Below are 17,675 nucleotides of genomic sequence, written 5' to 3'. Positions count from 1 at the left end.
GTGCCATACTTAATCGTATGATACAGAATTGTCAGCCAGAAAGTTACAAAGTAGAATTCTAATTCACCAATTAACTTCTTCCCAGAAGAGAAGTTGCGATCGCAACATTCATGCAACAAAGCCCTTTTCAGGTACTAATAAAGTACCAGCTTTTAGGTGGTAATGGTACGGTTCCCGAAAAATCAAGCATTCTAGGATTTTCGGGAACATAAGGGTAGAAAATCACTCTGATGATTCTTCTGACTACTTCTTCTATGATTCTCATTCCCATACGGATTGCTGGATTGCTGGATTCTGGCTTCTACCCCTGCCACTCAGACTTTTTCAGCAAGCCCTAATTATTTGTATATATAGTACCATCAGGCAAAATTGCACCTTCTAATTTGGCATCAATAAAACTGGCATTACTAATGTTACTGTCCTGTAAATCTGCCCCTCTTAAATCAGCATCCCATAAAACAGCATTGGTTAAATCAGCACCCCGTAAATTAGCCTTTTGTAGATTTGCTCCCCAAAAATTAGTTGATTTGAGAATAGACCTCTCTAAGTTAGCTTTTTGTAAGTTAGCACTATCAAATTTGGCTCCGGTTAAATCTGTATTAGTAAAATTGGCTTGTTTAAGATTTGTATTAGAGAAGTCAGCATTATGTAATATCGAACCAGTTACGTTTATTTTTTGATACTTCTGAGATTTATTACTAAAATTTGCGTTAGAAAGGTTACAGTAAAGACATTTTTTTGAGCGTTTCAAAGTTCTTAAATGTTCCTTTGTGTATGCGACTACAGGAGTGGTAAAAGCTACTGAAACTAACAAAGTTGTGATTAATATTTTTAGTTTCATTGGATTATTTATGAATAAGATTTTGATTAAAAAAACTTTCTTAGTAGTAATGAGTGGTGACACAACCTTCCAGGTTGTTACAGCCTTGAAGGGTGTGTTACAGGGGTCAGCTCTGAATCTTTAACCAGTGATTTTTAGAACATCCAAGGAGAAAAGCGCCACAGCTTGATAGTGTCATCAAAACTGCCACTAATTAAAGTTTGACCTTGAGGATCAAAAGTTAAATTCACCCAAGCAGAATGTCCTTTAAGAGTTCCTATTAAATCACCTGTATCAATTTGCCAGAGTTTAATCGTACCTCCAAAATCTCCACTTGCCAAGGTGTTACCATCAGGGCTAAACTCTAGAGATTGCACTTTTTCTCCATGACCTCTTAATGTATGTTCAGGACGCCTAACTATCTGTCGGCGACTATAAGTATCTAAATCCCAAAGTTTGATCGTATTATCCCAACTACCACTTGCTAAAGTCTTACCATCAGGACTAATAGCAACAGACCATACAGGTTCACTATGAGCCTTAAATGTCCGTAATAGTTTACCATAATGCCAATTCCATATTTTGACAGTACCATCATTACTACCAGTAGCTAACGTGCGACCATCAGGACTGAAAACAACAGACTGCACTTCATCTGAATGCCCATCAAGACTATACAATAGTAAGCCAGTATTAATATCCCAAATTTTAATAGTTTTATCTTTACTGACACTAGCGATCGTATTGCCATCAGGACTAACTGCTATAGAGAAAACATCTTTCAGATGACCATACAAGGTATTTTTTAATCTACCAGTGTAAATATCCCAAATTTTGATTGTACTATCACTGCTACCACTCACTACAGTGCGACTGTCTGGGGTAATCGCAACAGACCATATAGGTCCATCATGTCCTGATAATGTACCTAAGTTGTTGCCACTTTTGAGATGTAACAGTTGAATGTTCCCATTTGTACTGCCACTGGCAACAATACGACCATCAGGACTGGTTGCTATCGACCAAACTGGACCTGAAGTTGTGGCTAAAGTCTCTAGTGGGGAAAGTTGGTCTAGTATTCCTGTTGATGGTGGTAGTTGGGGGAGTTTAGTTGTGTATTCATCTCTTTTAGGTTGATATGAATCTGATTTTAATTTAGGGAGAGTAATATTTTCAGAGGATGAAGAAAATGATGGCTGCTCTCTGGGAGGTAGTGTACGAGAACTAATCACTAATGATAATAGAGCGATCGCTGCTGTTCCCCAAACTGTTACATTCCACTTGTTTTTCTCCAGGATAACATCCACTGGTGTGGGTCCTTGTTTGATATCTTTAATAATTTCTGCTGCCGACTGATACCGTTGACGATGGTCTCGTTGTACCATTTTATCTAGGATGCGACCAAGGTGACGACTGATAGGATATTTTAAATAGTCTCGCCACACCCACTTATCTGCTTTGATATCAAATAGTTCAAATGGTGAAACCATTGTTAATAGATGCAGACAAGTTGTACCTAAACTATATATGTCGCTCTTGGGGTAGACTTTCCCTTGTGTTTGTTCAGGGGCAGCATATTCAGCAGAACCATTGATACTACCTATTGATAACAAGTCTCCATGAGCAGAAATGGTGACACCAAAATCAACTAATACAAATTCTGGAATAGTTGTGCCTGGTTTTGTCCGAGAAATAATATTTTCTGGTTTAATATCTCCATGAATCAGGTGATGGTCATGGATAAATTCTAGTACAGGCAATAACTGATTCAATATTTGCCAAATTCTATTTTCCCGAAAGACACCATTTTCTATGAGTTCTGTGGCCAAATTCCGGCCTTCAATATATTCTTGGACTAAATAACGATGGCCATCATGTTCTATAGATGCTAATAGCTCTGGAATTTGGGGATGTTTACCTATTTTATCTAGCTGTACTGGGTCACAGCTAAATATGGGCATAGTTTCTTGACCCTGAAAAATTAGATCTTTTCTGTCGTCTAAGCTAACAAACTCTTTAATAATACAAGGTGGTTTAGAAGGTTTGTCTTGGTCAATGGCAAGAAATGTATGGCTCCAGACACTTTCACCTAAAGGTTTGATGGTCTGGTAGCGTTCTTTGAGTATAGGTGGACAATTGATATGATTCCCTATTGTCTCATTTTGATTGACAATTTGCTTGCCATTATCTTCTGGATTTTGGTTGTGAGGATTGATGCGATGATTCATAATCAGCAATCAATTAGCATATTTTTTTCTATGATAATGTTTTTTAGATTTTAAGTACAAATATTTGTTATGAAATTGTTGATTAAGGTTTACTGAAAAAGTCTTTTTTTAGGAGTAGAGGAGTAGAGGAGTAGGGGAGTAATTTTTTTTGCCCAAAGATGTGCCTAAAATGGTAACTTGTTGATTTTTCGGGAACCTTGCATTAAAAGCTGAAAACCAGATAGTTTTTTCTGACCTAAAAAGGCACTTACTGTTATTTATAGAGAGTTTAAAATTTAATCAGCAGAGTAATAATTAAATCAAGAGTTAGATTGTGGTTGTGAATAAAAATTATAAAAATTAGGTGACAGAGAACAGGGATAGGAATTTTATGGTTTTTTATGTATTTTGAAAATTTTTAAGCATTTCCTGCGGAATGTTGCGCAAACAGTTATTTCAGTTATCAATTATCAGTAGAGAGTGAACTTCTGACTAAACTTGGAGGCTTGAAATACTGAAGTTAAATATTTCTCTTGGTCGATTGGATATGGTTAGGGAATCTATCCATTTCACCCTCCGGGAAGCTCCACTTTTCATGTCGGCTCAAGCGCCGAAACGACCGCTTTTTCATCCTCTTAAAAGGGAAGGCTTTGAACCAGATTTTTTTTAGTAATAAAACCTCATCTTTGACGAAGATCAAGCCAATTTTTGAACTTTTGTAGTAAGATTAAATTTTGCATATTCTTTTATTAAAGAATATAAATAAAACTTTTTCTCCCATCTGACCTAGAATATTTGCTGATTACTGACGACTAAATGCTTACCTTTACTGACAGTAAAAAATTTCTATTTTATTGTAAACTAGGTCATTAATTAATAATGGATAATGGATAATTACCTCTCCCTAAAAGTGAGAGGATTGGCGCTTAAGGAAAAGATTTATTTTTTTTCCCTATCCAAGGGGAGGCTTCAAAGCGCGAATTATTTAATTGTTTAATTATGTCGGTAAAAAATAGATCATTTTTTGATATTCCAGTTTAACTTTATAATCTAAGCATTCAGCTATTAGCACCTCAGCTAGCTTTCTGGGTTGTAACTGCGCATTCAACAATAAAATTCTGCTTTTAAAAATATCTATTATCAAATTTTATGTCAAGTAGAGATGTTTATAAAGTATAGTATTAAAGGAAGGCTTTAAATCTAATACCAAAAACAATAGCTGATAGCTAAATGTTGACTTTATAATAACAATTAATTATGCTACTAATCCGAATCAAAAAATTTTGGGAAATTCCTGAAAGAGAAATTACTTCAGAAAACGTTTATTTAAACCGCCGTCGGTTTATGAAAAATTTAATTGGTGCTGGTTTGAGTGCTACTGCTTTATCTTCTCTGACCAGTTGTGCTCAGGATTCAAAAACATCTTTAATTTCTAATGCAGTAACTTTACCAACTATTGATAAATTTACACCTAATCCTAATTTTGCTCAAGTTGACCGGCCAATAACTGATGAAATACTAGCCACAAAATATAACAATTTCTATGAGTTTGGCGGTACTAAATCTATTTGGGAAAATGCTCAAGCTTTACCAACTGAAAATTGGCAAGTTGAAGTTACAGGTTTGGTGAAAAATTCTCGTATTTATGACATAGATGAACTACAAAAAAAGTTTCCTTTAGAGGAAAGAGTATATCGGTTTCGTTGTGTTGAAGCATGGGCGATGGTAGTACCTTGGCTTGGTTTTCCCATGAAGTTATTAATGGCAGATGTAGAACCAACATCTAAAGCTAAATATGTTCGTTTTACATCTTTTTATGACCCTAAAATTACTAAAGGTCCTGGTTTTTGGGCGAATGGTTATCCTTGGCCTTATACAGAAGGTTTAAGAATAGATGAAATGGCTAATGAATTAGCTTTTTTTGCGATGGGAATGTATGGTAAATTATTGCCAAAACAAAATGGTGCGCCTCTAAGACAGGTTATTCCTTGGAAGTATGGTTTTAAGGGTGCAAAATCAATAGTAAAAATTGAGTTTGTAGAGAAAAGACCTGCAACTTTTTGGAATACTTTGATACCTAATGAATATGGTTTTGAAGCTAATGTTAATCCTGAAGTTCCTCATCCTCGATGGTCACAAGCAACTGAAAGAATTGTTGCTGAAGGTAATAATTGGTCTTGGGAAAAACGCCCGACTTTACTTTACAATGGTTATGGAGAATATGTTGCTAATCTTTATAGTTGAAGTTGAATAAAAAATAGGATTTACGCAAGGAATATTGAGTTGCTAACTAACTCAGCAGATAGGGATTGAGGCAAGATAATTTGTTCATAAAATTTATCTTCTTCATTCCCATAACTGGAGATTTTATAATTGCATAGTTTTGGATTTTGTGTTGCTCAAGAGTTAACATCTGGTTTTTCTATTACTTCTGTTAAATTCTGCCAAAGGGGGCGATATTTCAATTCTGTTTTTAGTTATAATTAATTGAGAGTTAATGTTCTGTTGCGAAACCAGGAGAGTCTAAAACTCTATACTATAATTATTCTGTGAAAAAGGCGATCGCTTCTTTTTCCTAATACTTTTGATTTTAGGTCAAAACTTTCTGCTAGAGATAGAAGCTGATTGTTGGGTTTCCTTCAGGTAAACCCAACCTACAAAATACTAGAAATATCTTAGGTAAAATTTAACTATCATATTCTACCAATAAAGCAATACCTATCGATATTTTCTTCATAATTTTACCTGAACAAATATCAATTTTTTTGACTAATTTTTGCAAATCTATTCCTCTGATTTGCAATATATCGACAGTAGAAACCTTGGTTAGATTATTTGCTAAATTTGGTTCTATTTTAATATGCCAACTATCATTTTCCAAAGAATTTTTCCAATCAGTTATCGGTGCAATTAATTTAATTGGTAATCTGTCAATACCATCAGAACTAATAATAATAGTCGGACGAATTTTTTTAGTTTCTGCTCCAACTGTTGGGTCAAAATTTGTTAACCAAATTTCTCCCCATTTGGGTAAATTATTATTGCTGATCTAATTCATCCCAGGTTTCTAATTCTTGTCATTCTCTGTCTTGCTGATAATATTATAACATTTTTTCGGCTTGCTTTGCTAAAATTTCTCGTCTTTTTTCTAATGGTAATTTTATTAAATAACGGGAATCTGTTTAATCTTTTTCTTGGAGGTAAGTCAAGAAATATAGGGCTATTTGTAGTTGTTCTGGAGAAAGATTTACTAACTTTTATTTGGCTGTTTCCAGGATTTTGGATTCTGTTGAATTTAATGACATTTTGCCTCTCTCATTTTTAATTCAGGATTAGGATAATTTTATTTTACACAAATTCATCTGAATAACCGCAGATTTTATAATTGCATAGTTCTAGATGTTCTGTTGCTCAAGAGTTAGCATCTCATCTTTTTCAATTAATAATTGATGTTCTTCTATTCTTTTTGGACAGTTAAATTGTCAAAGTCGAGCAGTCACTCTCCCTTTAGCTGAAGAGACGTAATTAATTCTTGTTGAGATTTGCCTGTAATGTGACAAATTTCTATCAGATATTGTTGATTTTGTTGGGTTAAATTAATTTTAGTTTCCATCACAATTTATTTTTGATTAGGATAATTTTATTATACAAAAATTCCAGGATTTTCTAATAGTTGGCAGCTTCAAAGATTGTAGTTTCTGTTAAATTTAATGACATTTTGACTTCCTGACTTTCTCTTTTAATATAGAACTAAAGAGGTTCTTTACTTTTTCTTCGCGCACTCCTGTATAAAGTTCAGCGACAGTCATACTAGAAATGAATAGTAATTGGGTAAGACTTTCTAGAAAGTTTACAGCTTGTGAGTTGGAACGCAAATAGTCAATTAAAACATCTGTATCTATTAATAATTTTTGGTTCATTTTTCCCACTCACGATTAAATTCTTTTCTGAATTATTCTAAGTTAGGAATATCTTCTCGATCTTGCCATATTCTTTTTGCTTGCTGCATTAAATCTAAGGGTTTTTTTATGTTGGTAATTTTTAATTAGGTCTTGAATAGTAGACGTAATTAATTATTGTTTAGATTTGCCTGTAATCTGACAAATTTCTATCAGAGCTTGTTGGTTTTGTGGGGTTAAATTAATTTGAGTTTCCATCATAGTTTATTTTTGACTAGGATAATTTTATGATACAAAAATTCTAGGATATTTTAATCGTTGGCAGTTTCAAGAATTGTAGTTTATATTGAATTTAATGACATTTTTACTTCTTTACTTTCTCTTTTAATATAGAACTAAAACTGAATTACTGACATCTTGACTCAAGGCTACAATATCATCATACCGAGAAGGTCATTTCACTTGTCAGTTACCCTCCTGGGTCGGAGCTGCGCTAACAGTTAATAGTATCTCTAGCTGACTTCCTATGCTTAAAATACTAAATTGAATTTTTTTTCATCCCCTTGAAAGATGACTAGACTATGGATAAATATCAGCTAAATGGGAAACTAAACGAGGGGATAAATTATGATCGAATAAAAGTTTCATTTAGTTACTATTAAAGTTTGTTTTTCTCGTTCAGAAGTATAGTTTAGACAAGCCAAAATATCCTGTTTTTTAAATAGGGAAAATCTTTTAATAATTCTTCATAAGTCATTCCAGTGGCTAGATAAGAAAGTAGGTCATCAACAGTTATTCTCATACCTCTCATACAGGGTTTTCCACTGGGTTTTCCTGGTTATATAGTAATAATATTTGCTTCTGAAATGACATATTTCCTTGATAGATTAGAATAATTTTATCTTACACAAATTCCAGGATTTTCTAAACTATTTAATTTCCTCTTGACAGACTTTTAATTTGATTGGGGCGATCGCTCTATTTAAGAAACTATCAAATTCAAGTTCATTTATCCATCCTCTTCTATAAATAAATTTGTTAACCCTAAATTATAAATTTCATCTATCACTCTACCGATATTTGTCATCGTTTAAATATTCACTCTTTATTTATACCTGTTCCTAATAATTTTTCTTTCGAGTAATTGTTTCCCTGAAATATCATCAGGGATTCTAATTAATAAAAAAGTCTTTTTGCCCTTTGTAGGGAGTAGGGAGTAGTTAAGAGTTAGAAGAAAATGACTTGGATATAGTAATTATCCACATTTTATCTAATTCTTAATTCTTATATCAGAAAGTGCTAAATCCTGTTATACTCATTAAAAATGTTGTTATAAGCTTACTAATTTTTAATATGGCAATGCAATTAAAAGTTCCATCTATTGTCTGCGATGGATGTGCAGATACTATTACTAAAGCAATCAAAAATCAGGATTCTGGGGCTGATGTCCAAGTAGATATGGAGCAAAAGATAGTTACCGTAGAAACCAAAGCATCTGAAGAGTCCATGAAGCAGGTAATTACTGCTGCTGGACATACTGTTGAATAGAAAAATTTTTCTTTAACTAAATAAACATAGGACTTACGCATGAAAGCTATTGGTAGGGTGCGTTAGCGTACTTAGTAAGGCACCGTATATATAGTACCTTTGGGTAAGTCCTGTAAACAAATAACCTGGGGGACTTAGCTTGGATATACCCCCAAAATATTTTATGAGATTTTTGGCAAAAGTTGGGAGAGAATTGTCAGTATAGCTAAACTCAGAAGTAATTCCTGACTAAGTTTTAGTATTTATAAATATCCTAAATGCGTAGTGCTATACAATGAGCATCGTTGGATAAGTGCTGTGGTCAAAAAGTATTTTTGTGGGAGGTTGTATGGAACTTTTCTCCTTGTTGGCTATTATATTATTTCCAGTAATATTGTTATGTTTATAAAATCAAGTCACAATTGGAAAAAAGCATTCAACCTTCAACACAAAAATGAGGTAAGTATCAATGAAAATAATGGTTTATTCCCATGATACTTATGGTTTAGGAAACATAAGCAGAATGCTAACTATTTGCCAATATTTACTAGAAGAAATTCCTAAATTATCAATATTGCTTGTATGTAGTTCCCCAGTGGTACATTGTTTTCGGATGCCAAAAGGACTTGATTATATTAAACTTCCATGTATTGCTAGAAATGAACTTGGGGAACTTGCTGTTAAATATCTGGAAATGGAAAAAGAAGAAATGCTTAAACTGCGTTCTGATTTAATTAAGGTGACAGCAATAAATTTCAAACCAGATATTATTTTAGTAGATAAAAAACCTTTTGGTTTGCAAGAAGAATTGAGAGATACTTTGGAGCAAATTAAAATTTATGATTATTCTTCTAAAGTGGTGCTATTACTTAGAGATATACTTGATTCTCCTGAAAAAATAATCCCAGAATGGAAAACTAAGGGATATTATGAAGGAATTGAACTGTTTTATGACCAAGTTTGGGTAGTGGGTATGCAGGAAATATTTGACATTATTAAAGAATATAAATTTCCGCCTACAATTTCAGGAAAAGTCAAACATTGTGGCTATATTCGTCGTAGAGCTGAAGGAAAAAATAGGCAGGAAATACGACAAGAATTAAATCTTAATTCTGAGGAACAGTTTGTGTTAGTAACTCCAGGGGGTGGTGCTGATGGTTATCATTTAATTGATAATTATATTTCTGGATTAAATCATTTACCAAAAGAGTATAAAATTAGGAGTTTAATTACTTTTGGTCCGGAAATGACACAGGAAAAACAACAAGCACTTTATAGAAAAGCAAAACAGTATTCTCATCTGAAATTCATTGAATTTACTGATGAGTTAACAAGTTATATTAATGCTGCTGATGCTATTGTTTCTATGGGTGGATATAATACAATTTGTGAAATTTTATCTTTAGAAAAACCAGCAGTTATTGTACCAAGAGTTAAGCCAGTTAAAGAGCAGTTAATTCGTGCTGAATTTATGGATAAATTAGGTTTAATTAAAACTATTCATCCAGATTTATTAAATCCAAAAAATTTGATTTCAGCAGTTGTAAAACAACTAAGCAATGCTGATAAAAATCAATCTAAATTATTTAACTTAGACTTAGATGCACTACCTCGAATTGTTGATTTGATTGACAAGTTATTGCATAAAAAAGAAGGCAGAATCAAAAAGGAAGAAGGAGGAATAAAAATAGATAAGTCTATAGATAAATACAGTTTAGTTAAGGATTTTTTTGGGGAGGAGCGGGGGGGGTTAACTTCTTATACCACTTTCAAAAAAGAATGCACTTCATTTAGTAGTTCTTGATGGGATATCACAAAAGAGTGAAAACTCCTATTTTCTAGAGGGTACGGTTCCCGAAAAATTGGAGACCAAACCCCTACGGAGAAGGAATTTTACCGATACTACTGGGTTTGATATTATATCATATCCTGATAATCATTGATAGAACTCCGTTTCGCGCTCCGCGAACAAAAAAACCTTTTCCCTTTGAACTTTTCTCTTCCTTCTTCCTTCTTCCTTTAATTATGAAAAAGAAAGTTTGTTTAACTACTTTAGAATTTCCACCTGATATTGGTGGGGTAGGTGAATCAGTATACCGCATTTCTCGAATGTTATTAGAGTTAAATTATGAAGTTCATGTAGCTGTTTTTTATTTCCCAAAAAATCTAAAAACTCTCCAACGTTCTGATTGTAAAACAAAAGAAAAAGACGGCATTTTAATACATCGTTTAAAAGCAGCAATTCGTCAAATAAAATCATACACAATTATGGATTTTCGGAGTGAAATATATTTTCAACTCCAACAGCTCCATCAACATTTTAAGTTTGATTTACTTCATTCTTTTTTTATTAAAGAAACTGGTTTTTTAACAACATTATTAGCTCTGGAAAATGACCTACCTGTAATTAATAGTATTCGTGGTAGTGACCTCCATAAACATATTTTTGATCCCCAACAACACGCTCAATTATGTTGGACTTTAGAAAAAGCATCTTGGTTAACTTTTGTTAGTCAAGATTTATGCAAACGAGCTAGAATGTTAGTACCTAATTTAGAAGCAAAATCATCAGTTTTTGGGAACTCTATTCGACCAGTAGATTTCGATAATTTTGCTACTCCAGAACTGGTAAAAAATTGCCGGGGAATGGTTGTTGGTTCTGTAGGTAGATTCCGGAATAAAAAAGGTTTAGAATATGTATTAGATGCTTGCTCTCAACTTACCGCAGAAAATGTTGAATTAACATTATTATTAGTAGGTGATTTTGTAACAGGAGAACAGGAATATTGGCACACAGAACTTCAGAATAGTAGAATTAATGACCGTATAATTGTCACAGGAATGTTAAGTCGTACTGAGGCGATCAAATATTTGCCTTACATGGATGTTTTTATGATTCCTTCTTTGAATGATGGTTGTCCTAATGCTCTATTAGAAGCAATGTTAGCTAGTCGAGCTATAGTAGGAGCGAATGTTGATGCTATTGGTGAAATTTTGATAGATGGTGTTGATGGTTTAGTAGTAAACCCTGGTTCTAGTGAAGAATTAGTTGTAGCTTTGCGTCAGTTACAGCGATCGCCCCAGTTACGACAAGATTTAGGAAAATCTGCTAGGAAAAAAGTTCTAGAACAACTTGCTCCTGCTGTGGAAAAAGAAAATTGGGCAAAGGTTTATCAACAAGTTTTACCTGGGAAAATTAAATAGAATCATTTCCTGCTGGAGTTTCAAACTTATAACCTACTTTCCAAACAGTGGTAATGTACTCAAAATCACAGCCAGATTCTTTCAGCTTTTTGCGAATCTGACCAACGTGTACATCAGAACACTTTGGACTTCTATCCCCCTCACCATCCCATACTTCATCAAATAGTTCCGAGCGTTTCCAAGCATAGCCAGGTCTAGCAGCCATACAAGACAATATACTAAATTGTATATGAGTTAGAGGAATAATTTTATTCTTAAATTTCACTTCTCTAGTAATACAATCTATCACTAAGTCTCCGAATATGAGTTGATCGGATTTTTTTTGAGAAGGTAGTTTTTGACGCTTTAAGATTGCTCTAATACGGGCACCAAGTTCTTCTATACCAAATGGTTTTGTGATATAATCGTCAGCACCTAAGCCAAAACCTTTGACTTTATCTGCTTCGTCCCCTAAACTGGTCAACATCAGTACAAACACATCATTATAACTTTGCATTTCCTGGCAAAGTTTAAACCCAGTAGTGTCAGGTAGATTAATATCTAATACAACTAAATCTGGTTGAAATTCCTTAAATAAATTTAAAGCTGTCTGACCGTCTTGTGCAGACTTTACTTCATAGTTTTGTTGACTTAAATAACGATAAACTAAGTTTCTAATTGCTGGATCATCATCAACTACAAGAATTTTAATAGTTGTCATATTAAAATTATCCTATTTTTCTTATCATTACTCTATCAGTTTAACTGGTAGGACAATTATCACAGAACATACTATTATAGCAAGGGATTTTTGATAATTCAAGGCAGAAACCGGGTTTCTTGGCCGAAATTTCGTGGTTTAAACAACAATATCACAGCAATCAACCCAGTTTCTTGGTCGCGCGTGCGTAAGTCCTGACTATACAGAACTACCACATTATTTATTCAGCAGCAGTAGCCAATTCTGTACTACCAACAGCACGCTTTCTAGTTAGAGTATTAAATAGTAAAATACCAATTGCCTTAATCAAATTACCTTCTAATTCATAAAACATTTTCATGTTCATGCCAAAAGCAGCATTTGCTTCTTCTACAATTCTATCTGCTGTTGCCTGATCGATGGGTAAATCATTCATGGCCTGACGAAAGTTATTTTTGAATTCTTTCTCATCAGAAATTTCTGCAAATTCATAGAAAGCAGTACCTTCTCCTTCAGTTAGATTCATGCCTCTTTGAGCAATTTTCTTGAGGATTTGGCCACCAGATAAATCTCCTAAGTAACGAGTATAGGAATGAGCTACTAATAATTCTGGTTCTGTTTCAGAAATTTCCTTAATTCTCTTTACATAAGCTTCACCTGCGGCAGAAGGAGCTACTTGCTCTTGCCAATTTTTACCATAATAAAACTGTAAATCTTTCTCTAAGCTTTGCTTACGATTTAGTTCTTTAAAGTAAATTTGGGAAATGATTGGATGTTTCTGGTGGCGTTCCATCTCTTCTTCTATTGCAGAATAAACAAAGTAAAGATTCTTAACTAAAGTCCGATAGGAAGTTTTTTCTACAGTTCCTTTTAAAAAACACTTGATAAAACCTACATTTTCTGCCGCGGTATGAGCTTTTTTGGTTCCTTCACGCAATTGAGTTGCTAGGTTTACACTCATGTTAAATTTCCTTTACTAATACTAAACTATACTTTTGGCCGAATCAATTTATACAGAAATTGAAAAATTAACTGGCCATTTATATAGTTTAAAATGAATGGATGAGAATTTACATTAAGAATAATTAAGGTAAAAGCCAGGGAGTAGGAAGTAGGGAGTAGGGAGTAGGAAGTGGATAAATTGAAGTAATTATAAAGGATATACACGGTTCCGGATCAATCAGAAAAATTATCCCTTTACTTTTATGCTTCTATCTTGCCTAAATACTAATTTGAGTAGTCTTAAGGGTCAAAAATATGGTACTTTTTCCCAACCTAAAAAGGCTAAAATATTGATTGAATAGTGTTTAATGATTTAATCAGCAAAGTCTAATTAAATGTCAATTTTTGTATTAATTACTGTTACTTTAATTAACAGCAAAATCAAATAATTAATAGTCTTTAAATAATTATGAAATTGCGCGGTATCTGGTTAACAAATGTTGATAGTCAAGTTTTTCATTCTAGAGAAAAAATTATTGAAGCAATGGGTTTTCTGATAGAAACGGGGTTTAATGTTGTATTTCCTGTGGTTTGGAATAGAGGATTTACTCTCTACCCCAGTCAACTGATGGCAACAACTTTTGGTCGAGAGATCAACCCTGTATACGAAGGTCGCGATCCTCTGGGAGAAGTCATCACGGCAGCAAAGGGAGTAGGTTTGAAGGTTATTCCTTGGTTTGAATATGGGTTTGTTAGTGCCTACAAACAAAATGGTGGATTCCTGTTGAGTAAAAAACCAGAATGGAGAGCGACTGACCGCAAAGGAAGTTTATTGGTGAAAAATGGCTTTGCATGGATGAATGCTTTGGATGAGGAAGTACAGAATTTTTTGCTGGCTCTGGTTTTGGAAGTTGTAAAAAATTATGATGTTGATGGTATTCAGGGAGATGACAGAATGCCAGCATTTCCTTCAGAAGGTGGTTATGATGGGAAAACGATAGCGCGTTATCGTCAGCAGTTTTCTTGTCATCCTCCCCAAAATCATAAACATCAGAAATGGTTGCAATGGCGAGCTGATATTTTAACAAATTTTTTGGCTCGTTTATATCGAGAAGTAAAAGCAGTGAAACCTAATGTTTTGGTTTCGATGACACCTAGTTTTTATAAGTGGGGTTTCAATGAATATCTGCAAGACTATCCGACTTGGATGCAGCGAAAAATTGTTGATATTATTCATCCTCAACTTTATCGTCGCGATTTTTGTAGTTACAAAACTATTGCGCAACAGTTAGCGAAACAGCAGTTAACTGGAAACCATTTGAGTAAGGTATTTCCAGGAATTTTAATTAAAGTTGGTTCATATCGGATTAGTGAGGATTATTTGTTGGCAGCGATCGCTTATAATCGTTTTTTAGGTATTCAGGGAGAGGTTTTATTTTTTTATGAAGGTTTGCGGGAGAATGATGATGCGTTGGCTAAAGTTTTGAGAAAATATGTTTATTTTAAATAGAGAAGAGGAGGAAGGAGGAAGGAGGAAGGAGGAAGAAGGAAGGAGGAAGGAGGAAGGAGGAAGGAGGAAGGAGGAAGGAGGAAGAAGGAAGGAGGAAGGAGGAAGAAGCTTTAAGAGAAGAAAAAAACCTTATATGTATGGCGGTAGATATTTCTCCAACTTTTACACAAATGATATCATAGGTGAGAAGTGATAAAAGTTTTATTCTTGACTTGGGATATAATAAATATGCTGTTTAAATGCTTAACAGCTTATTAAATATTGTCTCCTCAAAACACGAGCTTTTTGAGTTTCAAATACTGAAAATATAGTATAGCATTTTCATTTTAAACGCGGAAACCGAGTTCTCTAAAAAAGGCAACAAGGAACAGAGAACAATAAAGAAGAAAAAATAGTATTAAATAATAGTTTTTAACAAATATTTTTAGCTACTCAAGACAGTATTTTTTATTAAATCAAACCTTAATCTAGATTTATATCTCATGTAAAAATGCTATATAGCAATCCTATTGAATTTTAGTCAAAAATCTTGCTACTTTTCGAGAATAGCCAATCAGGAATGGGTAAAAGTTTCAGAATATATTTATAATTTTTGGTTTGTTAAAGCCTCTTTAGGATTGCTATCTATTTAGGATTGCTATAGTATATAAATATTCGAGCGCTCATTGTTATAAACATCTAGATATCTCACTCTATACCCTAAATTTAAGCATAAGTTCATAATTTCAATTTGAAGTAAATAAAGTTAATGAAAATATTCTCTATTCCAGGAATCATCAAATTTTTAATTTTAATTATATCTGTGCTAACTATTATTATTTTTTCTTCTTCAAGAGCGGATTTTAAGGAAACAGATATTCAACCGAAAGTACCGGAATTTACACCAACAAATACATTTCAATTTGAACGAACTGAAAGTATATTAAATCTACCTATAAAAATTCCTTTGGCTAATATTGAAAAAGCTTTAAATCTAAATATTCCTCTGACATTTGTGGGTACAGAAACTGACCTGACAGATTTACTCTCTAATGATAATCTTACCTACGAAATTAATCGCCAAAATTTAAGTATTGGTACTCGAAATAATTTGATAACTTTTTCAATTCCAGTATCAGGAACTGCTAAAGTTAAAGGTAAAATTGATTTACGTTTGACTAAAATTCCAGTTAGTGCGCAGACAAATATTGTAGGTACAATTTTTGGCGACATTTCTTTAGGAATAGATAATGAATGGAATATTAAACCGAATCTAAATGTATCGACTAATTTGACTAAGGCAGAAGTACCAATTAAAAATATTGGCACTATTAATATTGCTCGTATTCTCCAAAAACAGGTGGATATAGTTATTAATAAAGAGAAGCCTAAATTAATTGCTGAACTTGTTAATGAGTTAAATCTAAAAGCAGAAGTAACGAAACAATGGAATAATTTGCATTTGTCAGAACAAGTTAGTAAAGACCCTTCCATTTGGATTAAAACTGAACCGCAAAGTGTTAGTTTTCAGGAGTTTGATTTGAGTGATGGTAAAAATGTTCAATCTGGTATTGGAATTAAGATGTTTGTGGATACTTGTATTTGTAAAGAAGTTTCTTCTATTAATTTTAAGCCGTTGCCTAATCTGACTATTCAGAAACAAATAATGGATAAGTTTTTAATTAATTTACCTGTACAAGTTTCTCTTGATGAGTTGAATAATACTATTCAATCTGAAGTCAGGGGTAAGTCTTTTTCTATTGATGAAAATTTGCAGGTTATTGTTAATGATATTGATTTATCGCCATTGGGTGAAAAAATTTTGGTTAAGGTTGATTTTAAGACTGATAAAGATAGTTTGCTTCAGGGAGCAAAGGGAGTTTTATATCTTTGGGGTAATATTTTTTACGATCAAGGTTCTAATCATCTAAAAGTTGTTGAACTGGATTATGATGTTGATACTAAAAATGCTTTATTATCAACGGCAGATTCGCTTTTGAAACCTGTTCTACTTCGGCAAGTTGAGGAACGTCTTTCTTTTCCTTTAAATGAAGAATTAATTCGAGCTAAAAATGAGGCTAATAAGTATATTCAGCAGATAAAATTGCCTTCAGAAATTGATGCAAATATTGAGGTGAAAAACATTGAAGTTGAAAAGGTTGTTATCGCGAATAATGATATTTTTATGGTTTTATTAGCTGATGGAAATATGTCTGCTATTTTGAATTTGGAGGATAGGGAATAGAGGGTGTTGGGAGTGTGAGGAGTTTGGGGACTTTGGGGCGGAAATCAATCATAGAAGGCTTGAATTAATTGTTTGGATAATTGACTTCCTACTCCTAATAATGGTTTTTAAGAAAAAGTAGTTGACAAGAAACACTTTATATGGTATGGTGAGAATAATGGAAAAGGTGTGCTCATATATACTTAGCCTGGGTTATGGAAAAATAGTCTGTTGATGGTATTTTGCTTTCTTCCGTACTTTGACTCAGGGGATATAGTTGTCGAATTTTTGACTATTACTTCTGAATAAGTAGATAATTTCATTTTCTGAAGCACTCCAACTGGGAGGTTGATGGGGAAATTTCTAACTATTGCTTTTGGAGAAATAGGATTTTTCATTTCGTGAAGCACTCGACTGGGAGGTTGATGGGGAAATTTCTAATTATTACTTCTGGAGAAATAAGATTTTTCATTTCGTGAAGCACTCGACTGGGAGGTTGATGAGGAAATTTCTAATTATTACTTCTGGAGAAATAGGATTTTTCATTTCGTGAAGCACTCCAACTGGGAGGTTAGTGGGAAATTTCTAACTATTGCTTTTGGAGAGATAGGATTTTTCATTTCGTGAAGCACTCGACTGGGAGGTTGATGAGGAAATTTCTAACTATTACTTCTGGAGAAATAG

15 protein-coding genes are annotated in these 17,675 nt (G+C 33.4%); 7 read left to right on the top strand and 8 right to left on the bottom strand.

The genetic code is table 11. From position 1 onward, the window contains the following. Positions 1 to 334: 334 nt before the first annotated feature. Positions 335 to 841, bottom strand: a complete 507-nt coding sequence (locus VKJ25_RS19550) for a pentapeptide repeat-containing protein (RefSeq protein ID WP_324238312.1) — start codon at positions 839 to 841, stop codon at positions 335 to 337. Between the two features lie 134 nt (positions 842 to 975). Then, positions 976 to 3,048 (bottom strand): serine/threonine-protein kinase, encoded by a 2,073-nt coding sequence (locus VKJ25_RS19545; RefSeq protein ID WP_324238311.1) that lies wholly within the window; start codon positions 3,046 to 3,048, stop codon positions 976 to 978. A gap of 1,236 nt (positions 3,049 to 4,284) precedes the next feature. On the opposite strand from VKJ25_RS19545, the gene msrP reads away from it, so the two are divergent. Continuing rightward, positions 4,285 to 5,271 carry a protein-methionine-sulfoxide reductase catalytic subunit MsrP gene (gene msrP / locus VKJ25_RS19540; protein WP_324238310.1) on the top strand — a complete coding sequence of 329 codons (987 nt, stop codon included), beginning with the start codon at positions 4,285 to 4,287 and terminating at the stop codon, positions 5,269 to 5,271. 442 nt (positions 5,272 to 5,713) lie between these two features. Here msrP and VKJ25_RS19535 read toward each other — a convergent pair whose 3' ends face one another. The 4 genes from VKJ25_RS19535 to VKJ25_RS19520 form a co-directional block, all read right to left on the bottom strand. Beyond that, positions 5,714 to 6,043, bottom strand: coding sequence for a type II toxin-antitoxin system PemK/MazF family toxin (locus VKJ25_RS19535; RefSeq protein ID WP_324238314.1), 330 nt, complete (start codon positions 6,041 to 6,043; stop codon positions 5,714 to 5,716). A 691-nt stretch (positions 6,044 to 6,734) separates the two neighbouring features. Continuing rightward, a complete protein-coding gene (locus tag VKJ25_RS19530) occupies positions 6,735 to 6,947 on the bottom strand; it encodes a PIN domain-containing protein (protein WP_324238309.1) in 213 nt (70 codons plus the stop codon). A 558-nt stretch (positions 6,948 to 7,505) separates the two neighbouring features. Further along, entirely contained in the window at positions 7,506 to 7,574 is a 69-nt protein-coding gene (locus tag VKJ25_RS19525; RefSeq protein ID WP_324238313.1) for a DUF5615 family PIN-like protein, read from the bottom strand. Between the two features lie 43 nt (positions 7,575 to 7,617). Further along, positions 7,618 to 7,728 (bottom strand): DUF433 domain-containing protein, encoded by a 111-nt coding sequence (locus VKJ25_RS19520; protein ID WP_375340355.1) that lies wholly within the window; start codon positions 7,726 to 7,728, stop codon positions 7,618 to 7,620. Between the two features lie 551 nt (positions 7,729 to 8,279). On the opposite strand from VKJ25_RS19520, the gene VKJ25_RS19515 reads away from it, so the two are divergent. The 3 genes from VKJ25_RS19515 (at position 8,280) to VKJ25_RS19505 (ending at position 11,657) form a co-directional block, all read left to right on the top strand. Beyond that, positions 8,280 to 8,474, top strand: a complete 195-nt coding sequence (locus VKJ25_RS19515; RefSeq protein WP_324238308.1) for a heavy-metal-associated domain-containing protein — start codon at positions 8,280 to 8,282, stop codon at positions 8,472 to 8,474. Between the two features lie 448 nt (positions 8,475 to 8,922). Continuing rightward, positions 8,923 to 10,257, top strand: coding sequence for a glycosyltransferase family protein (locus VKJ25_RS19510; protein WP_324238307.1), 1,335 nt, complete (start codon positions 8,923 to 8,925; stop codon positions 10,255 to 10,257). 221 nt (positions 10,258 to 10,478) lie between these two features. Next, entirely contained in the window at positions 10,479 to 11,657 is a 1,179-nt protein-coding gene (locus VKJ25_RS19505; RefSeq protein ID WP_324238306.1) for a glycosyltransferase, read from the top strand. Here VKJ25_RS19505 and VKJ25_RS19500 read toward each other — a convergent pair. Next, complete coding sequence (locus VKJ25_RS19500; protein WP_324238305.1) at positions 11,650 to 12,357, bottom strand: response regulator transcription factor; 708 nt, start codon at positions 12,355 to 12,357, stop codon at positions 11,650 to 11,652. The genes VKJ25_RS19505 and VKJ25_RS19500 overlap by 8 nt on opposite strands. Positions 12,358 to 12,577: 220 nt before the next feature. Then, entirely contained in the window at positions 12,578 to 13,297 is a 720-nt protein-coding gene (locus VKJ25_RS19495) for a biliverdin-producing heme oxygenase (RefSeq protein ID WP_324238304.1), read from the bottom strand. A 450-nt stretch (positions 13,298 to 13,747) separates the two neighbouring features. Between VKJ25_RS19495 and VKJ25_RS19490 the strand changes: the two genes are divergently transcribed. From VKJ25_RS19490 to VKJ25_RS19480, 3 genes are all read left to right on the top strand, one after another. Further along, positions 13,748 to 14,788 carry a glycoside hydrolase family 10-like protein gene (locus VKJ25_RS19490; RefSeq protein ID WP_324238303.1) on the top strand — a complete coding sequence of 347 codons (1,041 nt, stop codon included), beginning with the start codon at positions 13,748 to 13,750 and terminating at the stop codon, positions 14,786 to 14,788. After that, positions 14,772 to 14,981: a hypothetical protein gene (locus VKJ25_RS19485; RefSeq protein ID WP_324238302.1), complete on the top strand. Its 210-nt coding sequence runs from the start codon at positions 14,772 to 14,774 to the stop codon at positions 14,979 to 14,981. Before VKJ25_RS19490 ends, VKJ25_RS19485 begins: the two co-directional genes overlap by 17 nt. 555 nt (positions 14,982 to 15,536) lie before the next feature. Beyond that, positions 15,537 to 17,012: a DUF4403 family protein gene (locus tag VKJ25_RS19480; RefSeq protein WP_324238301.1), complete on the top strand. Its 1,476-nt coding sequence runs from the start codon at positions 15,537 to 15,539 to the stop codon at positions 17,010 to 17,012. The last annotated feature ends 663 nt before the right edge of the window (positions 17,013 to 17,675 follow it).

The organism is Okeania sp., assembly GCF_035285525.1.
Classification (GTDB): Bacteria; Cyanobacteriota; Cyanobacteriia; order Cyanobacteriales; family Microcoleaceae; genus Trichodesmium.
Note: the sequence above shows the minus strand (reverse complement) of the source record. Positions and strands in the feature narration are given on the sequence as shown.